This window comes from Streptomyces sp. NPDC001770 (genome assembly GCF_053596135.1).
Genome location: NZ_JBSFFN010000030.1, coordinates 48,588 through 75,089, shown reverse-complemented (window position 1 = coordinate 75,089; position 26,502 = coordinate 48,588). Strand labels below are relative to the sequence as shown.

25 protein-coding genes are annotated in these 26,502 nt (G+C 71.7%); 8 read left to right on the top strand and 17 right to left on the bottom strand.

Going from position 1 to position 26,502, the window contains the following annotated elements:
- Nucleotides 1–195: 195 nt before the first annotated feature.
- The 3 genes from ACWCSV_RS24825 to ACWCSV_RS24815 form a co-directional block, all read right to left on the bottom strand.
- Nucleotides 196–447 carry a hypothetical protein gene (locus tag ACWCSV_RS24825; protein WP_451145679.1) on the bottom strand — a complete coding sequence of 84 codons (252 nt, stop codon included), beginning with the start codon at nt 445–447 and terminating at the stop codon, nt 196–198.
- 77 nt (nt 448–524) lie between these two features.
- The gene (locus tag ACWCSV_RS24820; protein ID WP_451145677.1) at nt 525–1,511 is read right to left on the bottom strand and encodes a hypothetical protein; all 987 of its coding nucleotides are present in this window, start codon (nt 1,509–1,511) and stop codon (nt 525–527) included.
- Nucleotides 1,512–1,623: 112 nt separating this feature from the next.
- On the bottom strand, nt 1,624–2,277 hold the full coding sequence (locus ACWCSV_RS24815; RefSeq protein ID WP_451145675.1) for a TetR/AcrR family transcriptional regulator: 654 nt from the start codon (nt 2,275–2,277) through the stop codon (nt 1,624–1,626).
- Nucleotides 2,278–2,385: 108 nt separating this feature from the next.
- Between ACWCSV_RS24815 and ACWCSV_RS24810 the strand changes: the two genes are divergently transcribed.
- Nucleotides 2,386–3,150, top strand: coding sequence for an SDR family NAD(P)-dependent oxidoreductase (locus ACWCSV_RS24810; RefSeq protein WP_451145673.1), 765 nt, complete (start codon nt 2,386–2,388; stop codon nt 3,148–3,150).
- Between the two features lie 40 nt (nt 3,151–3,190).
- Here the strand turns inward: ACWCSV_RS24810 and ACWCSV_RS24805 are convergent, their stop codons facing one another.
- From ACWCSV_RS24805 to ACWCSV_RS24795, 3 genes are all read right to left on the bottom strand, one after another.
- A complete protein-coding gene (locus ACWCSV_RS24805; RefSeq protein WP_390958753.1) occupies nt 3,191–3,850 on the bottom strand; it encodes a DUF5063 domain-containing protein in 660 nt (219 codons plus the stop codon).
- Nucleotides 3,851–3,912: 62 nt separating this feature from the next.
- Nucleotides 3,913–4,512 (bottom strand): recombination mediator RecR, encoded by a 600-nt coding sequence (gene recR / locus ACWCSV_RS24800; protein ID WP_327177030.1) that lies wholly within the window; start codon nt 4,510–4,512, stop codon nt 3,913–3,915.
- Nucleotides 4,513–4,691: 179 nt separating this feature from the next.
- Nucleotides 4,692–5,027, bottom strand: coding sequence for a YbaB/EbfC family nucleoid-associated protein (locus ACWCSV_RS24795; RefSeq protein WP_451145670.1), 336 nt, complete (start codon nt 5,025–5,027; stop codon nt 4,692–4,694).
- A gap of 368 nt (nt 5,028–5,395) precedes the next feature.
- On the opposite strand from ACWCSV_RS24795, the gene ACWCSV_RS24790 reads away from it, so the two are divergent.
- Nucleotides 5,396–6,196, top strand: a complete 801-nt coding sequence (locus ACWCSV_RS24790) for an SLATT domain-containing protein (protein WP_450769832.1) — start codon at nt 5,396–5,398, stop codon at nt 6,194–6,196.
- A 102-nt stretch (nt 6,197–6,298) separates the two neighbouring features.
- Here ACWCSV_RS24790 and ACWCSV_RS24785 read toward each other — a convergent pair whose 3' ends face one another.
- The 5 genes from ACWCSV_RS24785 to ACWCSV_RS24765 all read right to left on the bottom strand — a co-directional run bounded on the left by ACWCSV_RS24785 (nt 6,299) and on the right by ACWCSV_RS24765 (nt 11,511).
- Complete coding sequence (locus ACWCSV_RS24785; RefSeq protein ID WP_451145668.1) at nt 6,299–6,949, bottom strand: hypothetical protein; 651 nt, start codon at nt 6,947–6,949, stop codon at nt 6,299–6,301.
- A gap of 312 nt (nt 6,950–7,261) precedes the next feature.
- On the bottom strand, nt 7,262–7,951 hold the full coding sequence (locus ACWCSV_RS24780) for a GntR family transcriptional regulator (RefSeq protein WP_451145666.1): 690 nt from the start codon (nt 7,949–7,951) through the stop codon (nt 7,262–7,264).
- A 182-nt stretch (nt 7,952–8,133) separates the two neighbouring features.
- On the bottom strand, nt 8,134–9,516 hold the full coding sequence (locus ACWCSV_RS24775; protein WP_451145664.1) for an aminotransferase class III-fold pyridoxal phosphate-dependent enzyme: 1,383 nt from the start codon (nt 9,514–9,516) through the stop codon (nt 8,134–8,136).
- 1,224 nt (nt 9,517–10,740) lie between these two features.
- Nucleotides 10,741–11,094 (bottom strand): PRC-barrel domain-containing protein, encoded by a 354-nt coding sequence (locus ACWCSV_RS24770; RefSeq protein ID WP_451145662.1) that lies wholly within the window; start codon nt 11,092–11,094, stop codon nt 10,741–10,743.
- 255 nt (nt 11,095–11,349) lie between these two features.
- Nucleotides 11,350–11,511, bottom strand: coding sequence for a hydrophobic protein (locus tag ACWCSV_RS24765; protein WP_266707077.1), 162 nt, complete (start codon nt 11,509–11,511; stop codon nt 11,350–11,352).
- A gap of 264 nt (nt 11,512–11,775) precedes the next feature.
- On the opposite strand from ACWCSV_RS24765, the gene ACWCSV_RS24760 reads away from it, so the two are divergent.
- Nucleotides 11,776–12,021, top strand: a complete 246-nt coding sequence (locus tag ACWCSV_RS24760; RefSeq protein WP_451145660.1) for a DUF6332 family protein — start codon at nt 11,776–11,778, stop codon at nt 12,019–12,021.
- Between the two features lie 112 nt (nt 12,022–12,133).
- Here the strand turns inward: ACWCSV_RS24760 and ACWCSV_RS24755 are convergent, their stop codons facing one another.
- Nucleotides 12,134–12,691 carry a hypothetical protein gene (locus ACWCSV_RS24755; RefSeq protein WP_451145658.1) on the bottom strand — a complete coding sequence of 186 codons (558 nt, stop codon included), beginning with the start codon at nt 12,689–12,691 and terminating at the stop codon, nt 12,134–12,136.
- A gap of 156 nt (nt 12,692–12,847) precedes the next feature.
- On the bottom strand, nt 12,848–13,738 hold the full coding sequence (locus tag ACWCSV_RS24750; protein ID WP_451145656.1) for a glycoside hydrolase family 19 protein: 891 nt from the start codon (nt 13,736–13,738) through the stop codon (nt 12,848–12,850).
- A gap of 528 nt (nt 13,739–14,266) precedes the next feature.
- Here ACWCSV_RS24750 and ACWCSV_RS24745 point away from each other — a divergent pair.
- Both ACWCSV_RS24745 and ACWCSV_RS24740 read left to right on the top strand, forming a co-directional pair.
- On the top strand, nt 14,267–16,579 hold the full coding sequence (locus ACWCSV_RS24745; protein ID WP_451145654.1) for a protein kinase domain-containing protein: 2,313 nt from the start codon (nt 14,267–14,269) through the stop codon (nt 16,577–16,579).
- Between the two features lie 318 nt (nt 16,580–16,897).
- Nucleotides 16,898–18,412 carry a PstS family phosphate ABC transporter substrate-binding protein gene (locus tag ACWCSV_RS24740; RefSeq protein WP_451145652.1) on the top strand — a complete coding sequence of 505 codons (1,515 nt, stop codon included), beginning with the start codon at nt 16,898–16,900 and terminating at the stop codon, nt 18,410–18,412.
- Nucleotides 18,413–18,639: 227 nt separating this feature from the next.
- Here ACWCSV_RS24740 and ACWCSV_RS24735 read toward each other — a convergent pair whose 3' ends face one another.
- A complete protein-coding gene (locus tag ACWCSV_RS24735; protein ID WP_327177018.1) occupies nt 18,640–19,923 on the bottom strand; it encodes an adenylosuccinate synthase in 1,284 nt (427 codons plus the stop codon).
- 185 nt (nt 19,924–20,108) lie between these two features.
- On the opposite strand from ACWCSV_RS24735, the gene ACWCSV_RS24730 reads away from it, so the two are divergent.
- A complete protein-coding gene (locus ACWCSV_RS24730; protein WP_451145649.1) occupies nt 20,109–20,987 on the top strand; it encodes a diacylglycerol kinase in 879 nt (292 codons plus the stop codon).
- A 72-nt stretch (nt 20,988–21,059) separates the two neighbouring features.
- Here ACWCSV_RS24730 and ACWCSV_RS24725 read toward each other — a convergent pair whose 3' ends face one another.
- The gene (locus tag ACWCSV_RS24725; RefSeq protein WP_451145647.1) at nt 21,060–21,911 is read right to left on the bottom strand and encodes a hypothetical protein; all 852 of its coding nucleotides are present in this window, start codon (nt 21,909–21,911) and stop codon (nt 21,060–21,062) included.
- A gap of 67 nt (nt 21,912–21,978) precedes the next feature.
- Nucleotides 21,979–22,509 carry a GbsR/MarR family transcriptional regulator gene (locus ACWCSV_RS24720; protein ID WP_451145645.1) on the bottom strand — a complete coding sequence of 177 codons (531 nt, stop codon included), beginning with the start codon at nt 22,507–22,509 and terminating at the stop codon, nt 21,979–21,981.
- 170 nt (nt 22,510–22,679) lie between these two features.
- Between ACWCSV_RS24720 and ACWCSV_RS24715 the strand changes: the two genes are divergently transcribed.
- Together ACWCSV_RS24715 and ACWCSV_RS24710 are read left to right on the top strand one after the other, a co-directional pair.
- Nucleotides 22,680–23,621: an ABC transporter ATP-binding protein gene (locus tag ACWCSV_RS24715; RefSeq protein ID WP_451145643.1), complete on the top strand. Its 942-nt coding sequence runs from the start codon at nt 22,680–22,682 to the stop codon at nt 23,619–23,621.
- A complete protein-coding gene (locus tag ACWCSV_RS24710; protein WP_451145641.1) occupies nt 23,618–25,258 on the top strand; it encodes an ABC transporter permease in 1,641 nt (546 codons plus the stop codon). The genes ACWCSV_RS24715 and ACWCSV_RS24710 overlap by 4 nt, the downstream gene beginning before the upstream one ends.
- A 24-nt stretch (nt 25,259–25,282) precedes the next feature.
- Here ACWCSV_RS24710 and ACWCSV_RS24705 read toward each other — a convergent pair whose 3' ends face one another.
- Complete coding sequence (locus ACWCSV_RS24705) at nt 25,283–26,488, bottom strand: cytochrome P450 (protein ID WP_451145639.1); 1,206 nt, start codon at nt 26,486–26,488, stop codon at nt 25,283–25,285.
- Between the last annotated feature and the right edge of the window lie 14 nt (nt 26,489–26,502).

Sequence of the window (26,502 nt, the reverse complement as noted above, 5' to 3'; positions counted from 1 at the left end):
TCCACCCTGCGGCCCGCCGGCGGCCAGGAGGCGGACCTCCGGTGGACCAGGGCCGGATCGGGAGCAGATCAGGCAGGGGCCGTACCCGTTGGCGAGGTCCTGGGCCGCCCTCCTGGACAGAGCCCCGGTGTACGCGTGGACGCCCGGCAATCGCTCAGATCTTCCGTGCAGCCTGCACAGGATGAAGTGCCGAGGTCAGAGAGGCCGTGCCCGCTCGTCGCTCAGCACCGGCGCGGTACCGGCCCCGTCATCGGGCGGCCCGCCGCCGCGCGGAGTCCGGCGACCCGGCAGCCGCGTCTGCTCCCGCCGGGGGCGGGCGAGGAAGGTATCGGGTACGGCGCCGGTGGCGCAGCTCGCCCCGTCCTGGTCGATGGCGGTGCGGCACTCCTCGCAGACCCCGTCGACCAGGATCGTCGCGGTCTCGTCCTCGCCGCAGAGGCGCTCCACAGAGATCCACGGAGATCCACGGAGATCCGTGGCGATCCGTGGCGATCCACGGAGGCAGCCTTGGGGCAGTTTTCCCGTCAGGCGAGTACCCACCGGGGCGGGTGCTCGGCATCCGCAGGGCAGGCGAAGACATGCAAGTCCCGGTCGCGGCCGAAGCGAAGCCGGGTGGGGCGGAGGACGGCGTCACCGCCCCGGACCGACGCGCCGCCCCGCAGGGACGGGGCCCGGTCCTCCAACGGCAGCCAGCTGTCGGAGGGGCCGTCCGTCTCGTATCCCTCGGCGGTCAGCAGCAGGCACATCGGGGTCGCGCAGGTCGTGCACTCGATGTGCATGGGACCCGTCGATGCCCATCGGGGAAAGCCGCCGACCCGCCAACCGGGCGGGATCGACAGGTCGGACTGGTAGCTGAGGGCGTCGGGGCCGTGCTCCAGCTCCTGGGCCTCGTCCCAGGCGTCGATGCGCGCGAGCAGCGCGGCGGGCAGCGAGTCGTCCTCCGCCCAGGGATAGGTGTCCACCTCCTCGGGGTGCAGGACGCAGGGCTCGGGGAGGTCGTGTTCCCAGCGGAGCATGGGCACTTCGGGCGGAGCGGCAAGGAACCGGCCCACGCGTTCGGCCTCCTCCGCCCGCCGCCACCGCAGCCGGTAGAGGATTTCGAGGTACGGCCCGTGGGTGAAGGGGCAGCGGAAGAGCTGCACCAGATCCGCCCCGCCGGGCCCTGCGGCCAGACCCGGGACGTCGCGGCGGAAGAACTGGGCGAGCCCCACCAGGGGCGCCGGGCCCGGCGTCGTGGGGCTGAGCCACGGCCGACGGGGCGGGTGGACGCCCGCCGCCCGCGCGCTGCGGATCTCGTCCGGCGCGTACCCCTCGGCCTCCCTCGGGTGCGGCTCGTCGCAGACCGGCCACGCCTCGCCCTCAGGCCAGAACATCGGCCCGCCGACATGGCTTTCCCGCATGCCGGGCCGACCCGGCCTGGGGTGCAGGCGTGTCGTCCTGCCCCGCCATGCGGCCAGTTCCGGGAACACCGCCTCCACGGACACCGGCCTGGCCGGAGTGGTCCTTGTCACGCTCCGACCTTATGCGGTACGGGAGTTGTCACCACCCGGCCGCCCCCGGCCCCACGCCGTAAGGGAGTTGTCACCTCTCGGCCGCCCCCGGCCCCACGCCGTACAGGAGTTGTCACCTCTCGGCAGCCCCCGGGCCCTCCCGCAGTGCCCCGGCCGCGATCCGCAGCGCATCGCGCGCGACCTCGTCCAGGGTGCGGTCCGTCCGCTCCCGCTTCCAGGCGTACTCCTCGGCGGCGACCCGCAACGCGACGTTGATCATGGCGGCGGCGACCCGGGGCGCCAGCGCGTCCGGCGACTCCCCGGTGCGCTCGGCTAGGGCCTCCGCGAGGACCGGCTCGGCCTCCAGATGGGTCTGGAGCCACACGGCCCGGAGCCCCGGTTCCGTACGGGTGAGCCTGACCAGGCTGAGTACGTCCTCCGAACCGGCCGTGGGGCGCATGGTGTCGGGTCGCATGGCCTCCAGCGCGTCGATCAGCGACTCGTCGCCCGAGCCGTTCCGGAGCGCATCGGCGAGCGAGTCGACGCCGACCGCGAGCAGCGGCTGTACGCACGCCTCCTTGGTCGGGAAGTACCGCCAGAGCGTGCGGGTCGAGACGCCCGCCTCGGCGGCGATCTCGTCGGCGGAGGTGGCGGCGACGCCCTTCTCCGCGAAGAGCCGCACCGCGACCTCCGCGATCTCCAGCCGGGTGGCCGCCTTGCGGCGCTCGGTCAGCGGCGGGCGGCCGGCGCGGACGGACTGCGCGGCAGAGGTCGGAGCGTCTCCCATGGACCCACCCTAACGATCTCCGCACTATGGCGCGGAGCGACTTTCTGGCACCGTGCGCCAAAAAACCGTACAGTCCGGGGCGGAACATCAAGGCAAGGGAGCACCACCATGACCACCACCGAATTCCAGGACCGCAGCGTCGTCGTCACCGGCGCGGGCTCCGGCATCGGCCGGGCCACCGCCCTCCAGTTCGCCGCCCGGGGCGCGAAGGTCCTCGTCGCCGACCTGGACGAGGCACGGGCCGGACAGACCGTCGCCGACATCGCGGCGGACGGCGGCACCGCTGTCGCGGTGGTGGGCGACCTGAGCGAGCAGACTGTGGTGGACGAGGTCGTGCGCACCGCCGTGGAGACCCTCGGCGGGCTGGACGTGCTGGTCAACAACGCCGGAATCATGGACTCCATGTCGGCGGCGGCGGACGTCACGGACTCCGAGTGGGAGCGGGTCATACGCGTCAACCTCACCGCGCCGTTCCTGCTGACGCGGGCCGCGCTCCCGCACATGCTGGCGGCCGGAAAGGGCGCGATCGTGAACACCGCCTCGGAGGCGAGCCTGCGCGGCTCGGCGGCGGGCGCCGCGTACACCGCGTCGAAGCACGGCATCGCGGGCCTCACCAAGTCGACCGCCGTCATGTACCGCGCCCAGGGCGTCCGCACCAACGCCATCGCCCCCGGCGGCACCCTCACCAACATCCAGGTGAACGCCGACCGCGACGCGCTCGGCCCGGCCGTCCTCGGCTCCTACATGGGGAACGTCGGCACGCCCGCCTCCGCCGAGGAGCAGGCCGCGGCGATCGTCTTCCTCGCCTCGGACGCGGCGAGCAACATCAACGGTGTGATCCTCGCCGTGGACAACGGCTGGTCGGCGGTCTGACCCGCCCCCTCGGAGCCGTACGGTCCGTGGCGTCCGGCCGCTACTTCACCGGGCGCAGCCCCAGCGGCCCCGCGATCTCCTGGACCATGACCAGACCCGCGGCCTCGGCGAGGTCGTCGTCGCCCGGGTCCTGGTCGATGTCGAGCCCGTCCAGCTCCGCCAGCGGCTGGTTGAGGCGGATGTGCGCGATCAGCGACTGGAGGGCCCGCAGGGTCGCGGAGGCCGTCGAGCCCCAGTTGGAGAAGTACGAGAACTGCCACCACCACAGCGCCTCGGCCGTGCGGTCCGCCTCGTAGTGGGCGAGACCGTGGCCGAGGTCGGTGACGAGGTCGGCCAGGTCGTCGGAGATCCGGTGCGGCACGGGCGCCTTGCGGGGCTCGTACGGGTCGAAGACCTCGGAGTAGACGTCGATGGGCTCCAGCAGGGCCGCGAACCGCTCCCGCAGCCCGTCCGCGTCCGGCTCGGCGCCGAGGTCGGGCTCGTACCGCTCGTCCGGGAGGATGTCCTCGTACGCGCCGAGCCGGCCGCCCGCGAGCAGCAGCTGGGAGACCTGGAGGAGCAGGACCGGAACGGCCTCCTCCGGCTCGTCGACCTTGGACACCTCGGTGACCGCGACGATGAACGTCTTGATCTGGTCCGCGATCTGGACGGCGAAGTCGTCCGGGTCCTGCGTGACGGAGTTCAGCGTGGCGTCAGACATCGAGGGAACCTCCGGTGGGCACCTGCACGAACGGTGGCTGGAACCTCTGCAACGTACCCGCGTCAGACATCGAGAAGCCGTCTCCCCTCGAACGCGCGGCCCAGGGTCACTTCGTCCGCGTACTCCAGGTCGCCGCCCACGGGCAGCCCACTGGCGAGGCGGGTGACACGGAGCCCCATGGGCTTGATCATCCGCGCCAGGTACGTCGCGGTGGCCTCGCCCTCCAGGTTCGGGTCGGTCGCCAGGATGAGCTCCGTGACGGAGCCGTCGGCGAGCCGGGTCAGCAGCTCGCGGATGCGCAGATCGTCGGGCCCGACGCCCTCGATGGGGCTGATCGCGCCGCCGAGCACGTGGTACCGGCCCCGGAACTCACGGGTCCGCTCGATCGCGACGACGTCCTTCGGCTCCTCGACCACGCAGATGACCGTCAGGTCCCGGCGGGTGTCGCGGCAGATGTTGCACTGCTCCTGCTGCGCGACGTTTCCGCAGACCGAACAGAAACGGACCTTGTCCTTGACCTCGAGGAGGGCATGGGCGAGGCGCCGCACGTCGGTCGGCTCCGCCTGCAGCACGTGGAAGGCGATCCGCTGCGCGCTCTTGGGACCGACGCCCGGGAGCCTGCCCAGTTCGTCGATGAGGTCCTGAACAACGCCTTCGTACAACGGAACGCCTTTCCTTCAATTCCTGCTCGTACCGTAGTGGGTACGCGTGGGTACCAATAGGGGAGTCGGCCGGCTCGGCGGCCGGGACGGCTCGTACGTCGGCTCGGCTCGCGCGTCGGACGGCCCGTGCGTGGGCGCGGCTCGCGCGTCGGCCGGGACGGCTCAGCGGGTGGGACGGCTCAGAACGGGAGTCCGGGCATGCCACCCAGGCCCTGCGCCAGCGGGCCCAGCTTCTGCTGCTGGAGCTCGGAGGCGTTCTCGTTGGCCGCCTGGACTGCCGCGACGACGAGATCGGCCAGGGTCTCGGTGTCCTCGGGGTCCACCGCCTTGGGGTCGATCACGAGGGCGCGCAGTTCGCCGGAGCCGTTCACGGTGGCCTTGACCAGACCGCCGCCCGCCTGACCCTCCACCTCGGTCCGCGCCAGCTCCTCCTGAGCCGCCGCGAGATCCTGCTGCATCTTCTGGGCCTGCTGCAGCAGCTGCTGCATATTGGGCTGACCACCACCGGGAATCATGGTCACTCCTGGGCTTTTCGAGGGCGGATGTTTGGCTAAAACGAGCCTACGTGCTTGCCGGGTGCCCCGCTCCACCCATCGGAAGCAACTCTTTCGAGTGAGATTCTCAACCCCAGGAAAACGCCCTATACCTGACCAGAGGCCGACAGCACGCTGTAATACCGCGATTTCGCTCCCACGGCCCACCATTCGGCGGTAGGAAGGGCATGCGTACCGCCACACACGATCGCACCGCCGGGAACGCAGAGTCAGCGCAGCCCGTGGGCGGAGCCGGCGCAGCGAGCCAGACGGCGGAGTCGGTGAAAGTCAGTGGAGATACCCGAGACAGACCCTCCGTAGTTCCACGCAGAGTGCAGAGGAGTGCCCCGGTGAGCCAGCCGGAGATGCCGCCCGAGGGGCCGCCCCGCAAGGAATCCGCTGCGGGGTCATCCGGTGACAGCACCGGAGTCACGCATTCCGCCCCGGAACCGGGCGGCCCGGCGGGACCGGGGCGGGATCTCGCCGCGCGCCCGTTCCCGCTCGGCGACTGGGGCGAGCCGGCCGAACGCCTGGACGAGCTGTACCGGTGGGTCGAGACGGGCGCGCTGGAGACGGCGGCCTGGTACCTGAGGGACCGCACCTGGAAGCGGCGTGGCGCACGCGGCCTGCGCGTCGGCACCTCGGTCGGGGTCGTCGCGGGCGCGACCCTGCCGCTGCTCGATCTGACGGGCGCGCTGGAGGGCTCGGCGGGGTACGGCTACTTCTCGCTGCTGCTCGGGGCGGCCTGCATGGCCTGCGACCGGTACTTCGGCCTGACCTCCGGCTGGATAAGGGATCTGGCCACCGCGCAGGCCGTGCAGCGCCGGCTCCAGGTGCTCCAGTTCGACTGGGCCTCGGAGTCCGTACGCGAAGTGCTCGGCCCGACCGAGGGCACCGCGAGCGAGGCGGCCGAACGCTGCCTCGGGGTGCTGCGGCGCTTCTCCGAGGACATCACGGAGCTCGTACGGTCCGAGACGGCGGACTGGATGGTGGAGTTCCGCGCCGGGCCCGCCCCCATGGGGATGCAGTCCCTGGTGACGGGCGCCGGCATCGGCCGGGGCGAGCAGACCGGGCCACCGGGCCGCTTCTCGATGCCCGCGGTGACCCGGCCCAACATGCCCCGGCAACGGCCGCCGGAGCCGCCCAGGTGAGGTGGCGGGTGCGGTGGCCGGTGTGGTGACCGGTCGTGGTGGCCCGGTGCGGTGCCTCGGCGAGGTGCGTCCGGGGCTTCCGCTTCGAGCGAGGGCGTGCCGTCAGCTGAAGATGATCATCGAGCCCTGCGCGAGGCTCCGGGTCGCGGCCGCGTGCAGGCCCAGCCAGACGTGCCGCTCCCGGGCGAACGGGCTCGCATCGTACGCGATCGGGTCGGCCGGCTCCTCCAGCTCGGTGGGCCGGGTGGGCGGCGCGGGCGCGGCCGGCGGGTTCGCCGGGTCGATGCCGAGCGCCGGGGCGACGAACTCCAGTTCGCGCAGCAGACCGTGCGAGGACCCGAGCGGGCCCCCGCCCTCCAGCAGCTCGTCGTTGGAGAGGGGAACGGGGAAGTCCACCGGGACGTACGCCCCCGCGTGGTCGAAGTGCCAGACCAGGTGCGACTGTTGCGCGCTCTGCTCGAACATCTCCAGGAGCTGTTCGTAGTCCCCGCCGAGACCGTCGACAGGAGTGACCGCCAGCCCGCTGAGCTGGAGCAGGTAGGCCCGGCGCAGATAGTGCAGCGCCTCGTAGTCGAACCCCGCGACCGGGGCCACGTCCCCGGTGAGGCCCGGCATGTACGCGTACACGGGGACGGGCGGCAGACCGGCCTCCCCCAGCGCGTTGTCGTAGACGGCGATCTCTTCGGCGAACGGGTTGTCGGGGCTGTGGCACAGCACATCGACGAGGGGGACGAGCCACAGGTCACAGGCCACGAAGTCTCGCTCTCACACGGGTTGGGCGCTCGTCGGGACAGCGTAATGCGGCAGGTGGGCCACGCACAGGGTCTCGGCGGTCACGGGACCAGGACGAATCCGGACACGACGGGGGCACGACGCCCCACGGGGCGCAGGGGGCGCAGGGGGCGCAGGGGGCGCACCAGGTCACACGGGTCGCTGCGCCGGAGCGCTGCACCGGGGCACCGCATCGGGGCGTACGGGTCCTGCCGGGTCACGCGGCGTACGGGTCCTGCCGGGTCACGAGCGTACGGGTCCCTGTCGGGGCCGTCACGGGGCGTGCGGGTCGCCTCAGCGGCCGTCCGCCGCGAGCCGCTCCACGGCCAGTAGCCGCTCCGCCCATTCCTGCTCCCGGGCGTAGTACCCGCGCAGCATCGCCAGCACCCCCGCCCGGTCCCCGGAGGTGACCGCGTCGGCGAGCGCCTCGTGGTCGAGCCAGAGCAACCGGTTCCGCTCGGCGCTCGTACGGAGCCGGTGCACCAGGAAGACCCAGCCCTGGACCCGGAGGGTCGCGAGGAAGTCGCTGATGTTCGGGTTGCCGAGGAAGGCGCTCAGCTCGCGCCAGAACCGCAGGTCGTACCCGATCAGTACGTCGAGGTCGCCGCCCTTCGCGGCACGAGCGGCCTCGGAGGCGCGGCGGCGTACGGACACCATCGCCTCGCCCCGGACCGCGATCGGGTGGCAGCCACTGAACACGCCCTCCACGATGACGGCACGCGCCTGCACGATGGAGCGGTAGTCCTCGGCGGAGAACGCGCGGACCTGGAACCCGCGATGTTCGTCGGAGACGAGGAGACCCTGCGAGGCAAGGTCGAAGAGGGCCTCGCGGACCGGGGTCGCGGAGACCCCGTACTGCTCGGCGATCTGCTTGACCGTGAACTCCTTGCCCGACGGCAGACGCCCCGCGAGCACTTCGTCACGCAGCGCACCGGAGATCTGGCGGCGCAGCGTGTTGCGGGTCACACCTCCGTGCGGGCTCATCCCGTTCCCTCCCCATTTTTCTGTTCGGGACACCTTAAGGCAGGCCCGCCCTGCCCGGATCCGGGCAGGGCGGGACAGGAAGCCGACGAAGGGACAGATATGAGGAAGCGTCACCTTTGACGGGAAATTTTCCGGCACAAGGGGTCGATAGCGGGCTTTTCTACAGACTGTGGAGATTCGCTTCAGACCGTGTAGCCGTCTGCGACCGTCAGGGCTTCGTCAAGCGCCGCGAGGCCCTCCAACGCCTCGGCGTCGCTGATGGTGCACGGCGGCACGACATGGGTGCGGTTCATGTTGATGAAGGGCCACAGCCCCCGCTTCTTCGCCGCCGCCCCGAAAGCGGCCATCGGCGCCGCGGCCTCCCCGGTCGCGTTGTACGGGACGAGCGGCTCGCGCGTCTCCCGGTTCCGTACCAGCTCCAGCGCCCAGAACGCGCCGACGCCCCGCACCTCGCCGACCGAGGGATGGCGGGCGGCCAGTTCGCGCAGCCCCGGCCCGAGGACCTTCTCGCCGAGGCGGGCGGCCCGCTCGACGACCTTCTCCTCCTCCATCACCCGGATCGTGGCGACGGCGGCGGCGCAGGCCAGCGGGTGCCCGGAGTAGGTGAGACCGCCGGGGTAGGGGCGGGTCTCGAAGGTGGCCGCGATCTCGGCGTTGATCGCGACGCCGCCGAGCGGGACGTAACCGGAGTTGACCCCCTTCGCGAAGGTCATCAGGTCCGGCACCACCCCTTCGTGGTCGGCCGCGAACCACTCGCCGGTACGCCCGAAGCCGGCCATCACCTCGTCCAGCACGAAGACGATGCCGTACCGGTCGCAGATCTCGCGCACGCCCGGGAGGTAGCCGGGCGGCGGAGTCATGATGCCCGCCGTACCGGGAATGGTCTCCAGCACGATCGCCGCGATCGTGCCGGGCCCCTCGAACGCGATGGTGTCCTCCAGGTGCTGGAGGGCGCGGGCGCACTCCTCCGCCTCGGTCGTCGCGTAGAACGGCGAGCGGTACAGGAACGGCGCCCAGAACCGCACCACCCCCGCGGACCCGGTGTCGGACGCCCAACGCCTCGGGTCACCCGTGAGGTTGATCGCGGTCGAGGTGGACCCGTGGTACGAGCGGTACGCCGACAGCACCTTCGTACGGCCGGTGTGCACCCGTGCCAGCCGCACGGCGTTCTCCACCGCCTCGGCCCCGCCGTTGGTGAAGAAGATCTTGTCCAGGTCTCCCGGCGTGCGGGAGGCGATCAGCCGCGCCGCCTCGGACCGGGCCTCGATCGCGAACGCGGGCGCGAAGGCGGCGAGCTTGCCCGCCTGCTCCTGGATCGCGGCCACGACGACCGGGTGCTGGTAGCCGATGTTGGTGAAGACGAGACTGCTCGCGAAGTCGAGGTAGCGCTTCCCGTCGTAATCCCAGAAGTACGACCCCTCCGCCCCCGCCACGGCGAGCGGATCGAGCAGCCCCTGCGCGGACCAGGAGTGGAAGACGTGGGCCCGGTCGGCAGCCTTCACGGCCGCACCGGCGGCCTGGTCGACGAACGGGTCTCGGGGGCCACGAAGGGCTTCAGCGGTCATGTCGGCGAGCGTAGGGGGTGGGGACGCGGGGTTCCATGACTGTGCGGTGGGGAGTTGACGTGCGGGGTGGGGAGGGAAGGCCCCGCCAAGCCCACTCCCGGCTCTCCCGGCTCTCCCGGCTCTCTCTGCACTCCCGGGCAGCGGTATTGCCCCTGCGCTATTACCGCCGGCAACTTCAGGGAAACCGTCTCCGACAGCCCTCTTGGGGGCCGTCTCCGACAGCCTTTTCGCCCCGAAGGGATGCACGGAACGCCTCGCGCGGGCGGAAGGAATCGTCGCGACAGCGGAACGGCACGCCCCGATCCCCTGGAGGTACTCCTTGCGTCCCTCACGCCGAAGACTCGCCCTGCACGGCGGGGCGCTCGCCACAGCGCCGGGCCTGTCGCTCACGCTCGGTTCAGGACGCCTCACGACTCCGGGCGCACCCGTGGCCACGCACCTTTGCCCAGGAGGGCGCACCGGCACCTACGGGTACAGGAACCGCGCCACGCTCTCCCGATGCTCACAGCGGCGTTGCGCCGGTGATACCCGCGGCATTCCGGAGGCGCGGGGAGCACCCGTCCCGACTCTGGAATGCATCACTCGTTCGTGCGATCCGGGTCTTGAGGGCATCAACCTTTCCGACCCGGCGGTGCTCTGTACAGGAGTGACGGACCAAAGATGTCGGCTCCTCTCCTCAGAGGGCCGACGCGGAGGAAGGCACCCCGATGAAGAGTTCACGCACACCGGCGCACATCTCGACTGCAATCGACCGAGCCACCGCCCGAGCCACCGCCCGGGCCGCCAGCCGGGTCGGCATCCGCGCTCTGCTCGGCTTGCTCACCGTGTGGATTCCTGTCGCTCCGCATAGGCGGTTCCCACGCTGGAAGCACTTCCCGAAACCGGGGAGTTCACCGATGCCTCTACGGCTGGGATCGGCAGCATCCCGCGCCTGGAGGGCCCGCTTGCGGGACGGCTCCGCTCATCGAGGTCCGCGCCGAATACCTCGCCGCCACGGTTCCTGCGGAGATCCGGGCGCGCGGAAAGCGGGCCGGGCCCGACAGATAAACTCTGCCTGGCCCGACCCGCCGGGTTCCACCAACCACGCGCCGCAATCCAGCAGCGCGATCCAGCGCCACGGTCCCGCGCTGCGGTCTCGACTCCGTGATGACCTTCCCTCGTGGGTGCCACCCCGTGGATGACGAAGTCACTTGAAGCCGAAGCCCGTTCTGACGCATGAAGGCGTCAGATGCGACGGTGCCGCCCGTAGTGCTCACCCGTGGTCTCGAAGAACTCGGTGTTCCCCAGGTGCGAGTCCTTGTCGAACTCCGGAGCACTCTTGATCTGCTCCTTGTCGAGGTCCACGTAGACCCTCTTCTCCTCCGGATCGACCCGGCGCACCGTCCCCGCCGGAAGCAGGACGTGCTTACCGAAGATCCAGACCCCGGTGTCGACCACCAGGTAGGAGGAGCCGACCTCGTCGGAGTGCTTGTCGACCTTGCCGATGCTGCCGTCGGTAGCTTCGACCTTGTAGCCGATCAGGTCGGTGCCGGCGGTGTGGCCGGCCGTGGGCTGGTAGCCCCAGATGTTCTCGCTCATCTTCAGGCTTCCTCTCTCGTTGCCGGAATGGATGTCAGGCTCAGTCGGACGGGAATTTCACCGTAAGTACGGTTTCCGTCCTGACCTTCGCTTGCCCGGCATCGCCCGACCCATGCACCACAATTCCCTCGACTTGTAACGCAGAAGCCCCGACGCCCCACTCCGAAACGAGCCGGGAAACGCGAAAGAGGGCCCGCCCATCGGGAGCGGACCCTCTTCCTACTGCGAATTCTTTAAACGGCGGCTTCGTGCTGACTACCACCGGTACCAGCGGTGGCTGCCACCCTTCGGGCGGGCAACGAAGCCGATCAGCCAGAGAACAAGGACAATCGCTGCGACGATCCACAGCGCCTTGAGCGCGAACCCAGCACCGAAAAGAATGACGGCCAGAAGAAGAACGAGAAGCAGGGGAACCATGATTATCAACCTCCAGAGCTTCTGTTGCCCCTACAACTTCGCCCCACACACACAAACTCCTCTGTTTCTTCCCGAATTTACGGGGCAAGCGCAGACGTCCTCCCGGAATTCGCCCCTCACCGAACGGCTCCTCCACCGCGGAGCCGCCACCCCGACACGCGCACAGCCTCACCGGCACCCCAGCCCCAGCCCCAGCCCCAGCACCGGACTCGCTCTCCAACCCACCCACTGGACCCGGACCGCGCCTGCTGCCACGCTCTGGCCATGGGAACGGGGCGAAGGACTCAGGAAGACCGGGACGAGATCACCGTGGAGATCGGCTACGCGCTGCTCAGCGCGTGCTTCCTCGGAGCCGTCGTGTTCGGCGCGATCGCAGGACCCGCGATCGTCTGGGAGCTCTCCCACACCACCGACAAGGTTCTGCTCATCACGGGAGCCTCGGTCGGAGGGCTGCTCGCGGCGCTCCGCGTCGTGCACGTGCTGTGGCGATTCGGCCGGTACCACGCCTGACCCCCGCCCCCGGTCTCACCGGCACCGCATCCGCCCCCGCATCCGCGTCCCCGGCCGCCAACAGGTCGGCGACCGGAGCGCGTTCCTCCCCCGAGGCGTCCCGTACGCGGACTCAGAGGCTGGATCCCTCGCCGTCCCCGGTCTCCTCGTCACCGAGGCCACCCGTCTCCAGGACCTCGTTCTCACCGACCGCGGCAAGCAGCCAGATCGGGAACTCCGGGTCGGCCTGGCCCACCGTGAGGCCGAGCCAGCGGGTGGTACCGGGGATGCGCCAGGCCTGCATGCTGCCGGCCAGGTTGCAGAGCTGCCCCAGGGGCTCGGGTGCCGCGGCAGCCGTCTCCGTCTCGCCGTCACCGGCGAGCCAGGGCCACAGGTCGACCGTCTCGGGTTCGCCCCAGCGTTCGGTGAGCGCCGTCGCCACGGCGCTGAACTCGGACTCGATCTCCTCCTCGGCCGGTTCCACCGCCTCCGCCTCCCGCCCGTCCCAGAAGTCCTCGCTCGCTCGCAGGATGAGCAGATGGTGGCTGGGGCCGCTGCTCCGTACCCCGCTGTCCTCCGCCTCGTCGCCCTGCGGGAACGGCAGGGCGAGCACGTGGTCGACGAGGGCGATCCGCTCGGCGGTCGTGGTGGGGGTGGGCAGGCTGCCGCTGTCGGATGTCTCGGATGTCATGCACACGGATCTTGCCAACGCGGCCTCCGGAACGCCGAAGCGGGGGGTACGGCACGGCCGGGGGCCGGTCGCACCCCCCGCCCGGCCAAGCGGAGGAGGAGGTGGAGACGGTTGCGCGGAGGCAGCTCGTGGAGCGGCCTCGGAGAAGGAAGGGGATCAGCAGCTCAGGTTCGAGCCGGGGGTGACGCCCAGAATCGAGGTGAACGACTGGTAGGAGTTGACGCGGCTCTGGACCTGGGCGGGGTTGCCGCCGTTGCACTCGATGGAGCCGTTGATCGAGCGGATGGTCTCACCGAACCCGGCACCGTTGACCATGGCGTTGTGGGGGGTCATCGTGCCCGGGCCGCTCTGGGTGTTCCAGTACCAGAGAGCGGTCTTCCAGGCCACGGCCGCATCCGTCTGGACGAGGTTGGGGTTGGCCAGCAGGTTGATGCCGAGGGCGTCACCGGCGGCCTTGTAGTTGAAGTTCCAGCTCAGCTGGATCGGGCCGCGGCCGTAGTACGCGGACTGGCCCGCCGGGCAGCCGTAGGACTGCGAGGTGTCGCAGTAGTGCGAGTAGTTGGCCGTGTTCTGCTCGACCACGTACACCAGCCCGCCCGTCTCGTGGCTGACGTTGGCGAGGAAGGCGGCCGCCTCCTGGCGCTTGACGGTGTCGCTGCCGGTGTTGGCGAAGCCGGGGTAGGCACTCAGGGCGGCGGTCAGCCCGGAGTACGTGTAGAAGGAGTTCCGGCTCGGGAACATCTGGTTGAACTGCGACTCACTGACGACGAAGCCGGAGGGGTTCGGCGTGCCGGGGTCGGTGGTGCCGCCGCCACAGGTGCCGGCGTCGGCCCAGACGTCGGTGGTGCCGGGAACCTCGTTCTGGGTCCACCACTTGGCGGTCCAGTTGTGACCGTTGCGGGAGGCGGAGTCGCCGCCCCAGTAGACGGACGAGGAGTTCCAGGCGGCGGCGCAGGTCGCGGCGGAAGCCGTACCGGCGGGAAGGACGACGACCGTGGCCGCTACGGCCGCTGCCGCGGCGAGAAGGCCCATGACGCGTCGGAACACGTGATCACTCCTTCGGTGCGACGCTGTGTCCGGACTTCTGACCGGTCCGGGACCGCGCCGTCTTGTGGGGGTGCGGACACTCAAGCGAGACTGGTCTGGACCTGTCAAGGTCTGGACCAAGCTTCGTCAGCGTCACGCCGCGCCCCCCTCCATGAACCTCCCGCACCGGCGAGGAACCCGCAGCGGCCCTCAACAGGAGCTAAACATGCAGGTGTTGGGCAGTCTTCACCCGCGCGCGCGTCGGTGCCCCGAGAAAGAATCCGAGCAGCCCCACCCGGCTCCGACACCCTCTCACCGCAACTCAGTTCGAAGGGGAGATCGGCCTCGGACTCTGGGTGCACCACAGGGCGCCCCGTGCACGGCATCCTCCCGGCCCACTCCGGCCCACTCCGGGCCGGGGCGCCGGGGCGCGGGACCGCGCCACCCGGGCGACCGATATGCGAGTATCCGGGCGTGGACCCGCTGACTCCTCAAGATCCTCCTCGGGTAGGCCCGTTCCGGCTCCTCGGCCGCCTCGGCACGGGAGGAATGGGACGCGTCTACCTCGCACGCTCCGAGGGCGGACGGACCGTGGCGGTGAAGGTCGTGCACGCCCAGTTCGCGGTGGTGGACGAATTCCGGATCCGGTTCGCCCGGGAGGTCGCCGCGCTGGAACGCGTCGGCAGCGCGGGCACCGCCCCGGTCATCGCGGCGGACACGGATGCCGCCCTTCCGTGGGTGGCCATCGCGTACGTCCCCGGCCCCTCGCTCCGTACCGTCGTGGGCGACCGGCGTACCCGGCGGGTCCAGCGCACCTGGGCGGAGGGGCGCTGGGAAGCCGCCGAGCGTGGCAGACCCGAACCGGCCACGCGGGTACGCCCGTTGCCCGTGCCCTCCGTACGCTTCCTGGCCGCCGGCCTCGGGCGGGCGCTGACCCACATCCATGCGGCGGGACTCGTCCACCGCGACCTGAAACCGTCCAACATCCTGCTCACCGCGGACGGCCCCCGCATCATCGACTTCGGTATCGCCCGGGCCGTGGAGACGGTCACGGACGGCGGCCTGACCAGCACCGGAGCGGTGATCGGCTCACCGGGGTTCATGTCGCCCGAGCAGGTAAGGGGCGAGAGGGTCACCGCCGCCTCGGACATCTTCTGCGTCGGCGCGGTCCTCGCGTACGCGGCGACCGGGGTGCAGCCCTTCGGAGCGTCCGACAGCGGCGTCCACGCGATCATGTTCCGGATCGCGAACAACGAGCCGGATCTGACCGCCCTCCCCGCCGAACTCGGCCCCCTGGTGCGGTCCTGCCTGCACCGCGACCCCCACCGCCGCCCCACTGCCGCAGCCCTGGCGAAGTCGGCCCCAGCCCGGTCGGCCAGGCGGCCCGAAGCATGGCTGCCGCCCGAACTCCTGGCCCTGCTCAGCACCCAGGAGACCCCACCGCTGGACGCGGAAACACCCGCCCCGGACCACCCCGGCCTGGACCACCCAGCACCGGACCACCCCGACCCGGACATCCTCGCCCCGGACCACTCCGGCCCCGGCCACCCAGCACCCGACCACTCCGGCCCCGGCCACCCAGCACCCGACCACTCCGCCCCGGAGCCCACCACGCCGGATCACGCCGCCCCCGGACTCACCGTCCCCCAGCGCCGATCGCCGGAGGCCCCCGCACCCCGCGCCCACCCGGTGCACGCCCCTCCCGGCGGCCCGACACCGCCCGCGGAGGCATCCCCGCCGGCACCCCCGGAGACGCGCTCGGCAGCCGCCACGAAGACACCCCCGGAAAAGCCCCTGGCAGCGCCCGCGCAATCGCCCCCACCGACGCCCCCGACAACGCCCTCGGCGCCTCCTTGGGAGGCCATCCGTGCCCACAGGGGCAGCCTCGCCCTCCGGCGCACCGCGCTGCTCGCCGCCTGCGCCGTCAGCGGGCTCCTCGGCGCGGGCCTGGCCCTCCAGCACTACACCGCCGGCGGGCTCGGCGGATTCAGCCGCCTCGTCGGTCTCGGCTTCGGCAACCCCGCACAGAGCACCGACATGGGCAGCGACATGGGCGACACCGACACCAGCGGCGAGGGCAGCTACGGCTCCCGCCCCTGGGGGCCCAACGGCCCCGGCGACGTCCCCGAGGTCTACCTCGGCGCCTGGGAGGGCGTACTCAAGGGCACCGACAACGCCCCGTACGAGACGGGCCGGATCGAGATCGGGCAGGGCACCCGAGGCCACAAGACCGCCACCTACGTCCAGGTCTTCGGCGAACGCCTCTGCATGGGCCGGTCCGTCCTGGTCGACGCGGACGAGGACCACATCGTCTTCGGCGAGAGCGACGTGAACATCAGCATCCCCGCCGGCCGCTGCACCCCTGCCGCCCACCAGACGCTGGCCGTGCGCTCGCCCGACGTCATGGAGTGGACCTCCGGGGCGGTCCACTCCGTCTTCCGGCGGGCCGCGAGCGGCTCCCGAGCCGTACCGGCCGCCTTCCTCGGGTACTGGAGGCGTGCCCCCATGCCCGAACTCAGCGCCAGGGAGCGGCATCTGTACCGGTTCGACCTCACCGTCGCCCAGGGCCCGGTGGGCGCCCCGCTCATCCGGTACGTATCGAGAACCCCGAAGCTGGACCCCGACACCGGGATGCCCGCCCCGGACCCCGTCGCCTGCACGAGCACCGCCGTCGTCGGAGGATCGGGCGAACTGCTGGTCGCCGGACCGGACATGCTTTCGGCAGCGGACCGTTCCGACCCCGACTGCTTCTCCAACGGCTCGCAGTACCTGCGGATCGACACCTTCGAAGGCCACGAACGTCTGCTGGTCAACGGCATGAGCGCGGACGGTGAACCCGCCGAGTACTACCGGGCCTTCTGACTCTCCACCCGCCGGAACCAGCCGCCCACCGCCGGAACCACACCCCACAGCGGGAGCCACGCCCCCTGCGGGAACCAAACCCCGCCGCCGGACCCGCCCCGCACATCGCACCCCACCTCACCCCACCCCACCCCACCCCACACCACGCCACACCACCCCCGCACCGAGCGGCACAAGGGGCGAGCTGAACAAGGGGCGAACACCCGCCGACAACATGCGCTCCCCCGCTCCGCTGCTGTCTCCCCGCTCGTACGGTGGCGGCCCGAGGGCGCGCCGAGCGGGCCCGGTCCGGTACGCGCGGAGGGGTGCGAGGCAGCCGTGGAGTGGTTGAGCGCCGAGAACGTCGTGGCCGTCGTGACCGCCGCGGTCGGTGTGCTGGTCTCCGTGGGGGTGCTCTGGTACGAGCGCCGCATCCCGGCCCAGCGGCGCATCGGGTACCGCGTCCAGATGGACACCCCGATCGGCAGCGGCGTCAACGTCCGGCTGGGGCTGTTCGACGAGACCCCTGACATGTCGGACGCCACTCTCGTCCTGCTGCGCATCGAGAACGACGGCTCGCAGTCCATCTCCCGCGACGACTACACCGGCATCGAACGGCACGGCCTGACCGTGGAGTTCACCGACCGTGCGGTGCGCGGCATAGCGGTGACCCAGCCCGTCGAGACCGGGCACCTGATGGAGCACTTCACCCCCGCCGCCGGCATGCGGCAGGAGGGCGGTCTGATCCGGCTGCCCCGGGTGCCCCTCAACCGTCATCAGCACTTCAAGCTCCTCGTGCTGCTCACCGGCGGCGAGGTGGGCAGCCCGATCCGGATCGTCGGAGGCATCCGGGACGGGGACGTACGGGTCAACAGCGCGGCCCGTCCCGACGAGAAGCCGCCGGTGTTCAGCAAGGCCGCCCGGTCCATCACCGTGGCGCTGACCGTCGGGGTGGTCACCCTCTCCACGATCATCCTCGCGTTCGACCGCACCCCGCCGCCGGTGGAGTGCGCCCGTGGCTCCCTGCGGGTGGCGGGCTCCACCGCGTTCCAGCCGGCCGTGACCGAGCTGGCGAAGCTGTACACGCAGGCGTGCGAGGGCTCCTCGATCGACGTGGACATGCACGGCAGCGACGCCGGAGTCCGGCTGCTCGACGAACGTGGCGCTTCCCCCGCCACGGTCGTCTTCGCCGACGGCCCGAAGCCGGGCGGTTATCCGGAGCTGCACGAGAACGGCCGGGTCGCCGTCGTACTGTTCTCCCTCGTCGTCAACGACAGCGTGCAGGTGAAGGATCTGTCGCTCGACGACGTACGGCGGATCTACCGGGGCGAGATCCGCAACTGGAACCACTTCCCCGGCAACCCGGACCTGGAGATCCGGCTCGTCAGCCGGGACGCGAACTCGGGCACCCGGGTGGCGCTCCAGCGCCGGGTGCTGGGCGGCAATGAGCCCATACCCACGTCCTCCCGCGACTGCCTCACCCGCGACGACCCGAAGGCACTGGTCACCCGGTGCGAACTGGGCAGCACCGACGAGGTGCTGCGCACCGTCGGCACCGTGGACGGGGCGATCGGCTACAGCGAACTGCGCACCGGCGCGGCCGCCCCGAAGGGGCTGCACCGCATCACCATCGACGCCAGGGAACCGTCCCCCGAGAAGATCACCACGAACGGCTACCCGTACTGGGTGGTCGAGTACGCGTACACGTACCGGGACCCGGCCCCCGACTCGCTCGCGGCCCGCTTCCTCGACTACGTGAACAGCCACGACCAGCAGGCCCTGCGCACCCACGGCCTCGTGCCCTGCTCGGCCCCGCAGGCGTACCCCCTGTGCGGCGACCGCCCCCGCTCCTGACGACGGACGCCCCCTCCGGACGGCCGCCGACGAAACGGCCGCCACGGACGAAACGGCCGCGGGCCGGGGCACAGAACGTGTCCCGGCCCGCGGCCGTCGTCGTACGAGGATCCTCCCGGAGCCCGACAGAACCTGCCAGACGAGCCTTGCCAGACAGACCTGCAAGACAGGCCTTGCCAGACGGGCCCTGACAGACAGGCCTTGGCAGACGGGCCCCGACAGACTCCCTACAGGAACGAGTTGATCTCGATCGTCTCGGTGCGGCCGGGGCCGACACCGATCGCGGAGATCGGAGCGCCCGACATCTCCTCCAGCGCCTTCACGTAGGCCTGCGCGTTCTTCGGCAGGTCGGAGAAGGTCTTCGCCTTGGTGATGTCCTCGGACCAGCCCGGCAGCATCTCGTAGATCGGCTTCGCGTGGTGGAAGTCGGTCTGGCTGTAGGGCAGCTCTTCGACGCGCTTGCCGTCGATCTCGTACGCCACGCAGACCGGGATCTGCTCCCAGCCGGTGAGCACGTCGAGCTTGGTGAGGAAGAAGTCGGTCAGGCCGTTGACCCGGGTCGCGTACCGCGCGATGACCGCGTCGAACCAGCCGCAGCGACGGTCGCGGCCGGTGGTGACACCGCGCTCGCCACCGATGCGGCGCAGCGCCTCGCCGTCCGCGTCCAGCAGCTCCGTCGGGAACGGGCCGGAGCCGACGCGCGTGGTGTACGCCTTCAGGATGCCGATGACCCGCGTGATCTTCGTCGGACCGACGCCGGCGCCGGTGCAGGCGCCGCCCGCGGTCGGGTTCGACGAGGTGACGAAGGGGTACGTGCCGTGGTCGACGTCGAGCAGGGTGCCCTGGCCGCCCTCGAACAGGACAACCTTGCCGTCGTCGATGGCGTTGTTGAGGATCAGCGTCGTGTCGGCGACGAACGGCTTGATCTGCTCCGCGTACTGGAGCATCTCCTCGACGATGCCCTCGGCCTCGATCGCGCGGCGGTTGAAGACCTTGGCCAGAAGCTGGTTCTTCTGCTCCAGGGCCGCCTCGACCTTCTGGACGAGGATCGACTCGTCGTAGAGGTCCTGGACGCGAATACCGACACGGTTGATCTTGTCGGCATACGTCGGGCCGATTCCACGGCCGGTCGTGCCGATCTTCCGCTTACCGAGGAAGCGTTCCGTCACCTTGTCGAGCGTGACGTTGTACGGAGTGATCAAATGAGCGTTGCCGCTGATCAGAAGCTTGGACGTGTCGACGCCTCGCTCGTTCAGACCGCTCAGCTCGGAGAGCAGCACCGCCGGGTCGACCACGACACCGTTACCGATCACCGGGGTACAGCCCGGTGACAGGATTCCGGAGGGGAGGAGATGCAGTGCGTACTTCTGGTCGCCTACGACAACCGTGTGACCGGCGTTGTTGCCGCCCTGGTATCGCACCACATAGTCGACGGATCCACCGAGGAGATCGGTGGCCTTCCCCTTGCCCTCGTCACCCCACTGAGCACCGAGCAGCACAAGTGCGGGCACAGGCGTACACCCCTTCCGGGCGGGGCATGTCCAAGGTCAGGGGCGTACGTAAAGGTCGTACTTGCCATACGACGATGTACGACAAAGCCTGAGCCGTCGAACCGGGTGCCCCGGAATAGACGAAGCCCCTGGCGCAATAGCGCAAGGGGCTCTTGCACCAAGATGCTACCCGAGGAAGGACCGAGGTGTCGGCTGCAGAGCCCCCCGGCGACGACGGCCACCAGCTGCTGGTGGTCATCGACCCGGTTGCCCGCCGGACCGACGGCGAGTCCGTCCGTATCGCGAAGGACGTGCTGAACGCCGGAGCGCACGCCAAGATCTCCCTTCCGGACACCCCGGAGGAGTTCGCCCGCGCCCTGTCCCGGCGGGGCAGCAGGCGGCCGGTGGTCATCGGCGACGACCACGCTCTGCTCCGGGCGGTGGCCCAGCTGCACCGCGACCGGGAGCTGGCCGACAGCGCCCTGGCGCTCGTCCCCGTCGGCTCCCCGCCCTCCCTCCGGCTCGCCCACGCCCTCGGCGTGCCGCGCGGCGCGGTGGCGGCGGCGCGGACGGCGCTGGACGGGGCGGTGCACCGTCTCGACCTGCTCGTCGACGACAGCGACGGCGTGGTCCTGGGCGGCGTGGACGTCCCGGCGCCCCCGCCCGCCCCCGGCCAGACCGCGGACGGCCCGGGGCAGGCGCCGCACACCGGCGTCACGGCCGTCTGGGACACCTGCCTCTCCCTGGTCCGCACCCTCGTCCGCCCCGCCCCGGCTGCCACCCCCTCCGGGGCACCCGGCTACCGCCTCCGTGTGGAGGCGGACGGTGTCCTCCTCAACGACCTGGACAGGCCCGTCGAGGGCGTCACCGTGACCTCGCGGAGCGGCGGCGGCCTGGCGGAGGTGGTGGTACGCACGTCGAGCGGCGAGACCGTGACGGCGGAGGCCAAGGCGGTGACGGTCTCCGGCCCCGATTTCCGCTACCGCGCCGACATACAGCTCCACGGCCCGGTACGGCGGCGGACGTGGACGGTGCTGGCGGACGCCTGGGGACTGATGGTCCCGGCGGCGGAGGCGGCGGCCTGAGACCCACCCGCGATCCCGGCGTGAGACCCGCCGGCCGCGGCTCCGGCACCGCCCGGGGCTCGCGCGCGGGGCTCAGCGGCCCCCGCCCCGCGCCCCGACGTCCTGGTCGAAGGTGGCCGGTCCGCCCTTCAGATCCACCCGCAGCCCGTCCTCGGTGACCGTGACGGCGGTGGGGCGAAGGCCCAGCGCGTCCGCCGCCGCGTCCGGACCGGCCGCGCCACCGCCCGTACCCGCCGCACCGCCCGCACCACCCACACCGCCCGTACCGCCCGTACCCGCCGTACCGCCCGTACCGCCCGTACCGCCCGTACCGACAGGGGACAGGTCCGTGAGGGCGGACTCGATGCGGTCGGTCAGCGACTTCGGGGCGTCCACGCCGAGCATCTTCGCGCCGGTCAGGGTGAAGCGGACGGTGCCGTCACGCAGCTCGGGCCGTATGTCGGCCTGCCCGAGGCCGCCCGGGCCCAGCTTGATCCGCAGCGTTCCGTCCCCGGGCCGGGGTTCGACGTCACCGACCATCGCCGCGAACGCGCCGCCGGCCGCCGTGACCCGGTCGCGCAGGGCACCGGCCGGCACCTCGGCCCGGGCGCTGCTGGCGGTGACCGAGGCCCGGCCGTCTCCGCGGGGGGCGACGAGGTCCCGGAGTTCCGCGTCGACCGTGACCCCGTCGAACCCGTCGAGTGCGGCGTCCTCCGCGTGCAGGGTGAGGGTGCCCAGCTCGCCGCGGGTGAGCGCCACGAGGCCCCAGCCGTCGGTGTCGGCCGTCACCTCGGAACCCAGCCGCTCACCGGCCAGCTTCTCCACCCGCCCGTCCACCACGTGCCGGGCGACGGCCTCCGCGCCCCCGGTCAGGGCCACCAGCCCGACGAGGACGGCGCCGCCCGCCAGGACGACGGTGCGGCGCCGTACGGGCCGTGCCTTCATGCGGTGCCTCCATGGCGCTCGTACACGGGTCGGCGGTCGGTGTCGCCGCCGTCTCCGGCCCCTCGGATCACTGTCGGGCGTCCTGGCGGGCCTTCCACCGCTCCATCATCGTGACGATCTCGGACTGCACGAAATCGAAGAACTCCGCCGTCTCCGCGAGCCGGGCGCCCGCCGGGGTGTTCTCGCCGAGCGAGCGGGCGCCCTCGCGGAGGGTCTGCTCCCAGCGGGTCATCACCCGGTCGCGTCCGGCGAAGGTGGTGTACCAGATCTCGTGGTGCAGACGGTAGCGGTCGCGGCGGGAGCCCGGTTCGCGTTCGCGGCCGACCATGCCGACCTGGGTGAGGTAGCCGATCGCTCCGGAGACCGCTGCCGGGCTGATGCGCAGATCGGCGGCGAGTTCGGCCGAGGTCATGGTGGCGTCGTCGTCGGCGAGGAGCGCGGCGAAGACCCGGGAGGCCATGCGCTGCATGCCCGCCTCCGTCATGTCGGCCGCGAACCGCTCGACGAACCGCGAGACGGCCTCGCCGTCCCGCACCTCGCCGTCGCGCGCCTCCCCGCCCCGCACGCCCCCGTCCGTACCGTCCGCACCCTCGCCCATCGCCGTTCCATCCTCCCGATCCGACCCGTCCGACCCGTCCGACCCGTCCGGCTTTCCGGACGCCCTCCCCCGGACGCCCCCACGCCCCGGCTCCGCACGCCGCCCAACTCCCTGACTTTATACGGTTCTTTATCTTCAGAAAATTGTGAAACCAGCGTACGTTCAGAACCATGACGACGGCCATCTCCATGTCGGGACTGCACAAGTCGTTCGGCCGGACCACCGCACTCGACGGTCTCGAACTCACCGTGGACCACGGGGAGGTGCACGGCTTCCTCGGTCCCAACGGCGCCGGGAAGTCCACCGCCATCCGGGTCCTGCTCGGCCTGCTGCGCGCCGACTCCGGCACCGCGCGGCTGCTCGGCCGGGATCCCTGGCAGGACGCGGTCGCCCTGCACCGCCGGCTCGCGTATGTCCCGGGCGACGTGACGCTCTGGCGGAACCTCACCGGCGGCGAAGTCATCGACCTGTACGGGAAGTTGCGCGGCGGACTTGACCGGGCCCAGCGCGACGCGCTGATCCGGCGGTTCGAGCTGGACCCGGCGAAGAAGGGGCGTACGTACTCCAAGGGCAACCGCCAGAAGGTCGCCCTGGTCGCCGCGTTCGCCTCCGACGCCGAACTGCTGATCCTGGACGAACCGACCAGCGGGCTCGACCCGTTGATGGAGTCGGTGTTCCGCGACTGCGTCACCGAGGCGCGCGACCGGGGTCGCACGGTGCTGCTCTCCAGCCACCTCCTCAGCGAGGTCGAGACCCTCTGCGACCGGGTGAGCATCATCCGCCGGGGCCGCACGGTGGAGACCGGTTCGCTGGCCGGGATGCGGCATCTGACGCGCACCGGCATCACCGCCGAACTCGGCTCCGTACCCGACGGGCTGGCCGCACTGCCCGGAGTGCACGGCCTCGACGTACGCTCCACCAGGATCAGCTGCCAGGTGGACACCGACAAGCTCGACGCGGTCCTCGCGGCGCTGGCCGCCGCCGGGGTACGCGCACTGAGCTGCGCCCCACCGACGCTGGAGGAACTCTTCCTGCGCCACTACACGGCGGACGCGGACGGCGCCCCAAAGAACGCGCGCGGCCGCGACGAGGACGAGGCGGCCCCGCGATGACCTACGCCGCCTCGGGCGCGCTGCCCCGCACCGGTCCGGACGACGCCACCGCCGCCGGCTCGGGCCCCTTCACCGGCACCCTCGCCCTGCTGCGCCTCGCACTCCGCCGCGACCGGGTGCTGATCCCTGTCTGGCTGCTGGCGATCGGCGGCTCGTTCGCCTCGGTGGCCGGTTCCTTCGCCTCCCTCTACCCGGCCGTCGCCGACCGTGCCCGTCTCGCCGCCACGACGAACGCCAACGGCAGCCTCCGCGCGCTGTACGGACCCGTCCTCGGCGACTCCGCCGGTGCGCTCGTCAGCTGGCGGACGGGCGGTTTCGGCGCGGGACTGGCCGCCGTGATGTCGCTGGTCGTCGTCGTGCGCCACACCCGCGAGGAGGAGGAGACCGGCCGCCAGGAGATGCTCTCCGCCGCGCCGGTCGGCCGCCGGGCCCCGCTGACCGCCGCCCTGCTCGCCGCAGCCGTGGCCGATCTGGCGCTCGCCGCGCTCGTGGTGCTCCTCCTGACGGCCGCCGGGTGCGGCGGCCCCGGGGCGTACGCACTGGGCCTCGCGGTCGCCGGTACGGGCCTGGTCTTCGCCGCCACCGCCGCCGTCGCCGCCCAGCTCACCGGGGGCGCCCGCGCCGCGAAAGGGGTGACGGCCGCCGCCCTCGGCGCCGCGTTCGTGGTGAAGGCCGCCGGCGACGCGGCGGGCACCGGCGCCTCCTCCGTGCTGACCCGGCTCTCCCCGTTCGGCTGGGTGGAGAACACCCGCGCCTACGCCACCGAGCGCTGGTGGGTGCTGCTGCTCTTCGTGGCCGCTGCCGCCGCGCTCCTCGCCCTGGCCGTCGTGCTCGCCGGCCGGCGGGACCTGGGCAGCGGCCTCTTCGCCACCCGCCCGGGGGCCACGCGCGGCCGGATCGCCACGCCGTACGGGCTGGCCCTACGGCTCCAGCGCGGTTCGCTGGTCGGGTGGACGGGGTCGTTCGCGGTCGCCGGGCTCGTCTTCGGCCGGCTGGCGGACGGTGCGGCCGACCTCGTCGGCGACAACGAGCAGACCCGCGAGATCATCGCGCGGATGGGCGGCGCGGCCGGACTGACCGACGCGTTCCTCGCCGCGATGGCCGGGATGCTCGGCATGGTTGCGGCTCTGTACGTCGTCTCCTCGGCGCTGAGGCCGCTCTCCGAGGAGACCGGCGGACGGGCCGAACCCGTCCTCGTGGCGGGCGCCGGACGGACCGCCTGGGCCGGTGGGCACCTGCTGATCGCGTTCGGCGGTTCGGCCCTCGTGATGGGCGCCGGCGGCCTCGGTCTCGCCGCCGGTTACGGCCACCGCCTCCCGGCCGTGCTCGGCGCCGCCCTGGTCCAGCTCCCCGCGATCTGGCTGCTGGGCGGCGTGGCCGTGCTGCTGTACGGGGCGGCGGCCCGGATCGCCGCCGCCGCTTCCTGGGGCGCGGCCGGGCTCTGCCTGGCGCTCGGCTGGATCGGCCCGGCGGTGGACCTGCCCCAGGCGGTGCTGGACGTGTCGCCCTTCACCCACCTGCCGAAGCTCCCCGGCGGCGACCTGCGGGCAGCGGCCCTGACCGCGCTGACGGCGGTGGCGGCGGCCCTGGTCGCGGCGGGCCTCACCGCCCTGCGCCGCCGGGACCTGCGAGGGTGAGTCAACCTCGCGGGTCCACGGGAATCACACCTCCACGTGGAGCTCCTTCAGCCCCCGGATGACGTACCCCGGGTGCCACTCCGGCTCGTCGACCAGCTGCATCCCGGGCGCCTTGCGCAGCAACTCACCGAAGGATGAGCCGAGTTCGATACGGGCCAGCGGGGCGCCCAGGCAGTAGTGGATGCCCGCGCCGAAGGTGATGTGCGGGTTGTCCGGGCGGGACAGGTCAAGGGTGTCCGGGTCGGCGAAGCGCTCGGGGTCGCGGTTGGCGGAGCCGAAGAGCAGCGCCACCTCGGAGCCGCGCGGGACGACCGTACCGGCGATCTCGATGTCGTCCAGTACCCAGCGCTCGAACATCTGCAACGGTGTGTCGTAGCGCAGGAGTTCTTCCACGGCCGTGGACAGCAGGCCGTGGTCGGCGCGGAGCGCGGCGAGCTGTTCGGGGTGGTGGAAGAGGGTGCGCCAGCCGTTCACGGTGGTGTTGACGGTCGCCTCGTGGCCCGCGTTCAGCAGCAGCACGCAGGTGGAGATCATCTCCTGCTCGGTGAGCCGCTCGTCCTCGTCGTGGGCGGCGATGAGACCGGAGATCAGGTCCTCGCCGGGCTTCTCCCGCCGCACGGCGATGAGTTCGCGCAAGTAGGCGGAGAACTCGGTGGACGCCGAAACCGCCGCCCGTGCGGTCTCCTCCGAAGGGTTCAGCTCGAACATTCCGCAGATCGCGGCCGACCAGGGGCGCAGCAGCGCCCGGTCGGACTCCGGTACGCCCAGCATCTCGGCGATCACGGCGACCGGCAGGGGTTCGGCGACCGCCGTGAGCAGGTCGCCGCCGCCCTCGGCGACGAACGTGTCGACCAGCTCGGCCGCCAGACGCCGCACGGTGGGTGCGAGCCGCTCGACCGTGCGCGGCGTGAACGCCTTCGAGACGAGACGCCGGATGCGGGTGTGGTCGGGCGCCTCCAGGTCGAGGAGGCCCTCGCCGTTGAGGGTGGTGAACGGCTCGTGCGCGGCGGGCGGTGCGGTGCGGCCGAACTCCTCGTGGGTGAAGCGGTGCAGATACGTCCGGCCGAGCCGGCGGTCGCGGAGCAGACCCGACACGTCGGCGTAGTGCGGGATCAGCCACTGCCGGGTCGGCTCGAACCAGTGGACGCGGCCGGCGGCGCGCAGCGCGGTGTAGGCGGGGTACGGATCGGCGACGAACGAGGGCGACCAGGGGTCGAAGGACACGTGCATGACCCGACGCTACC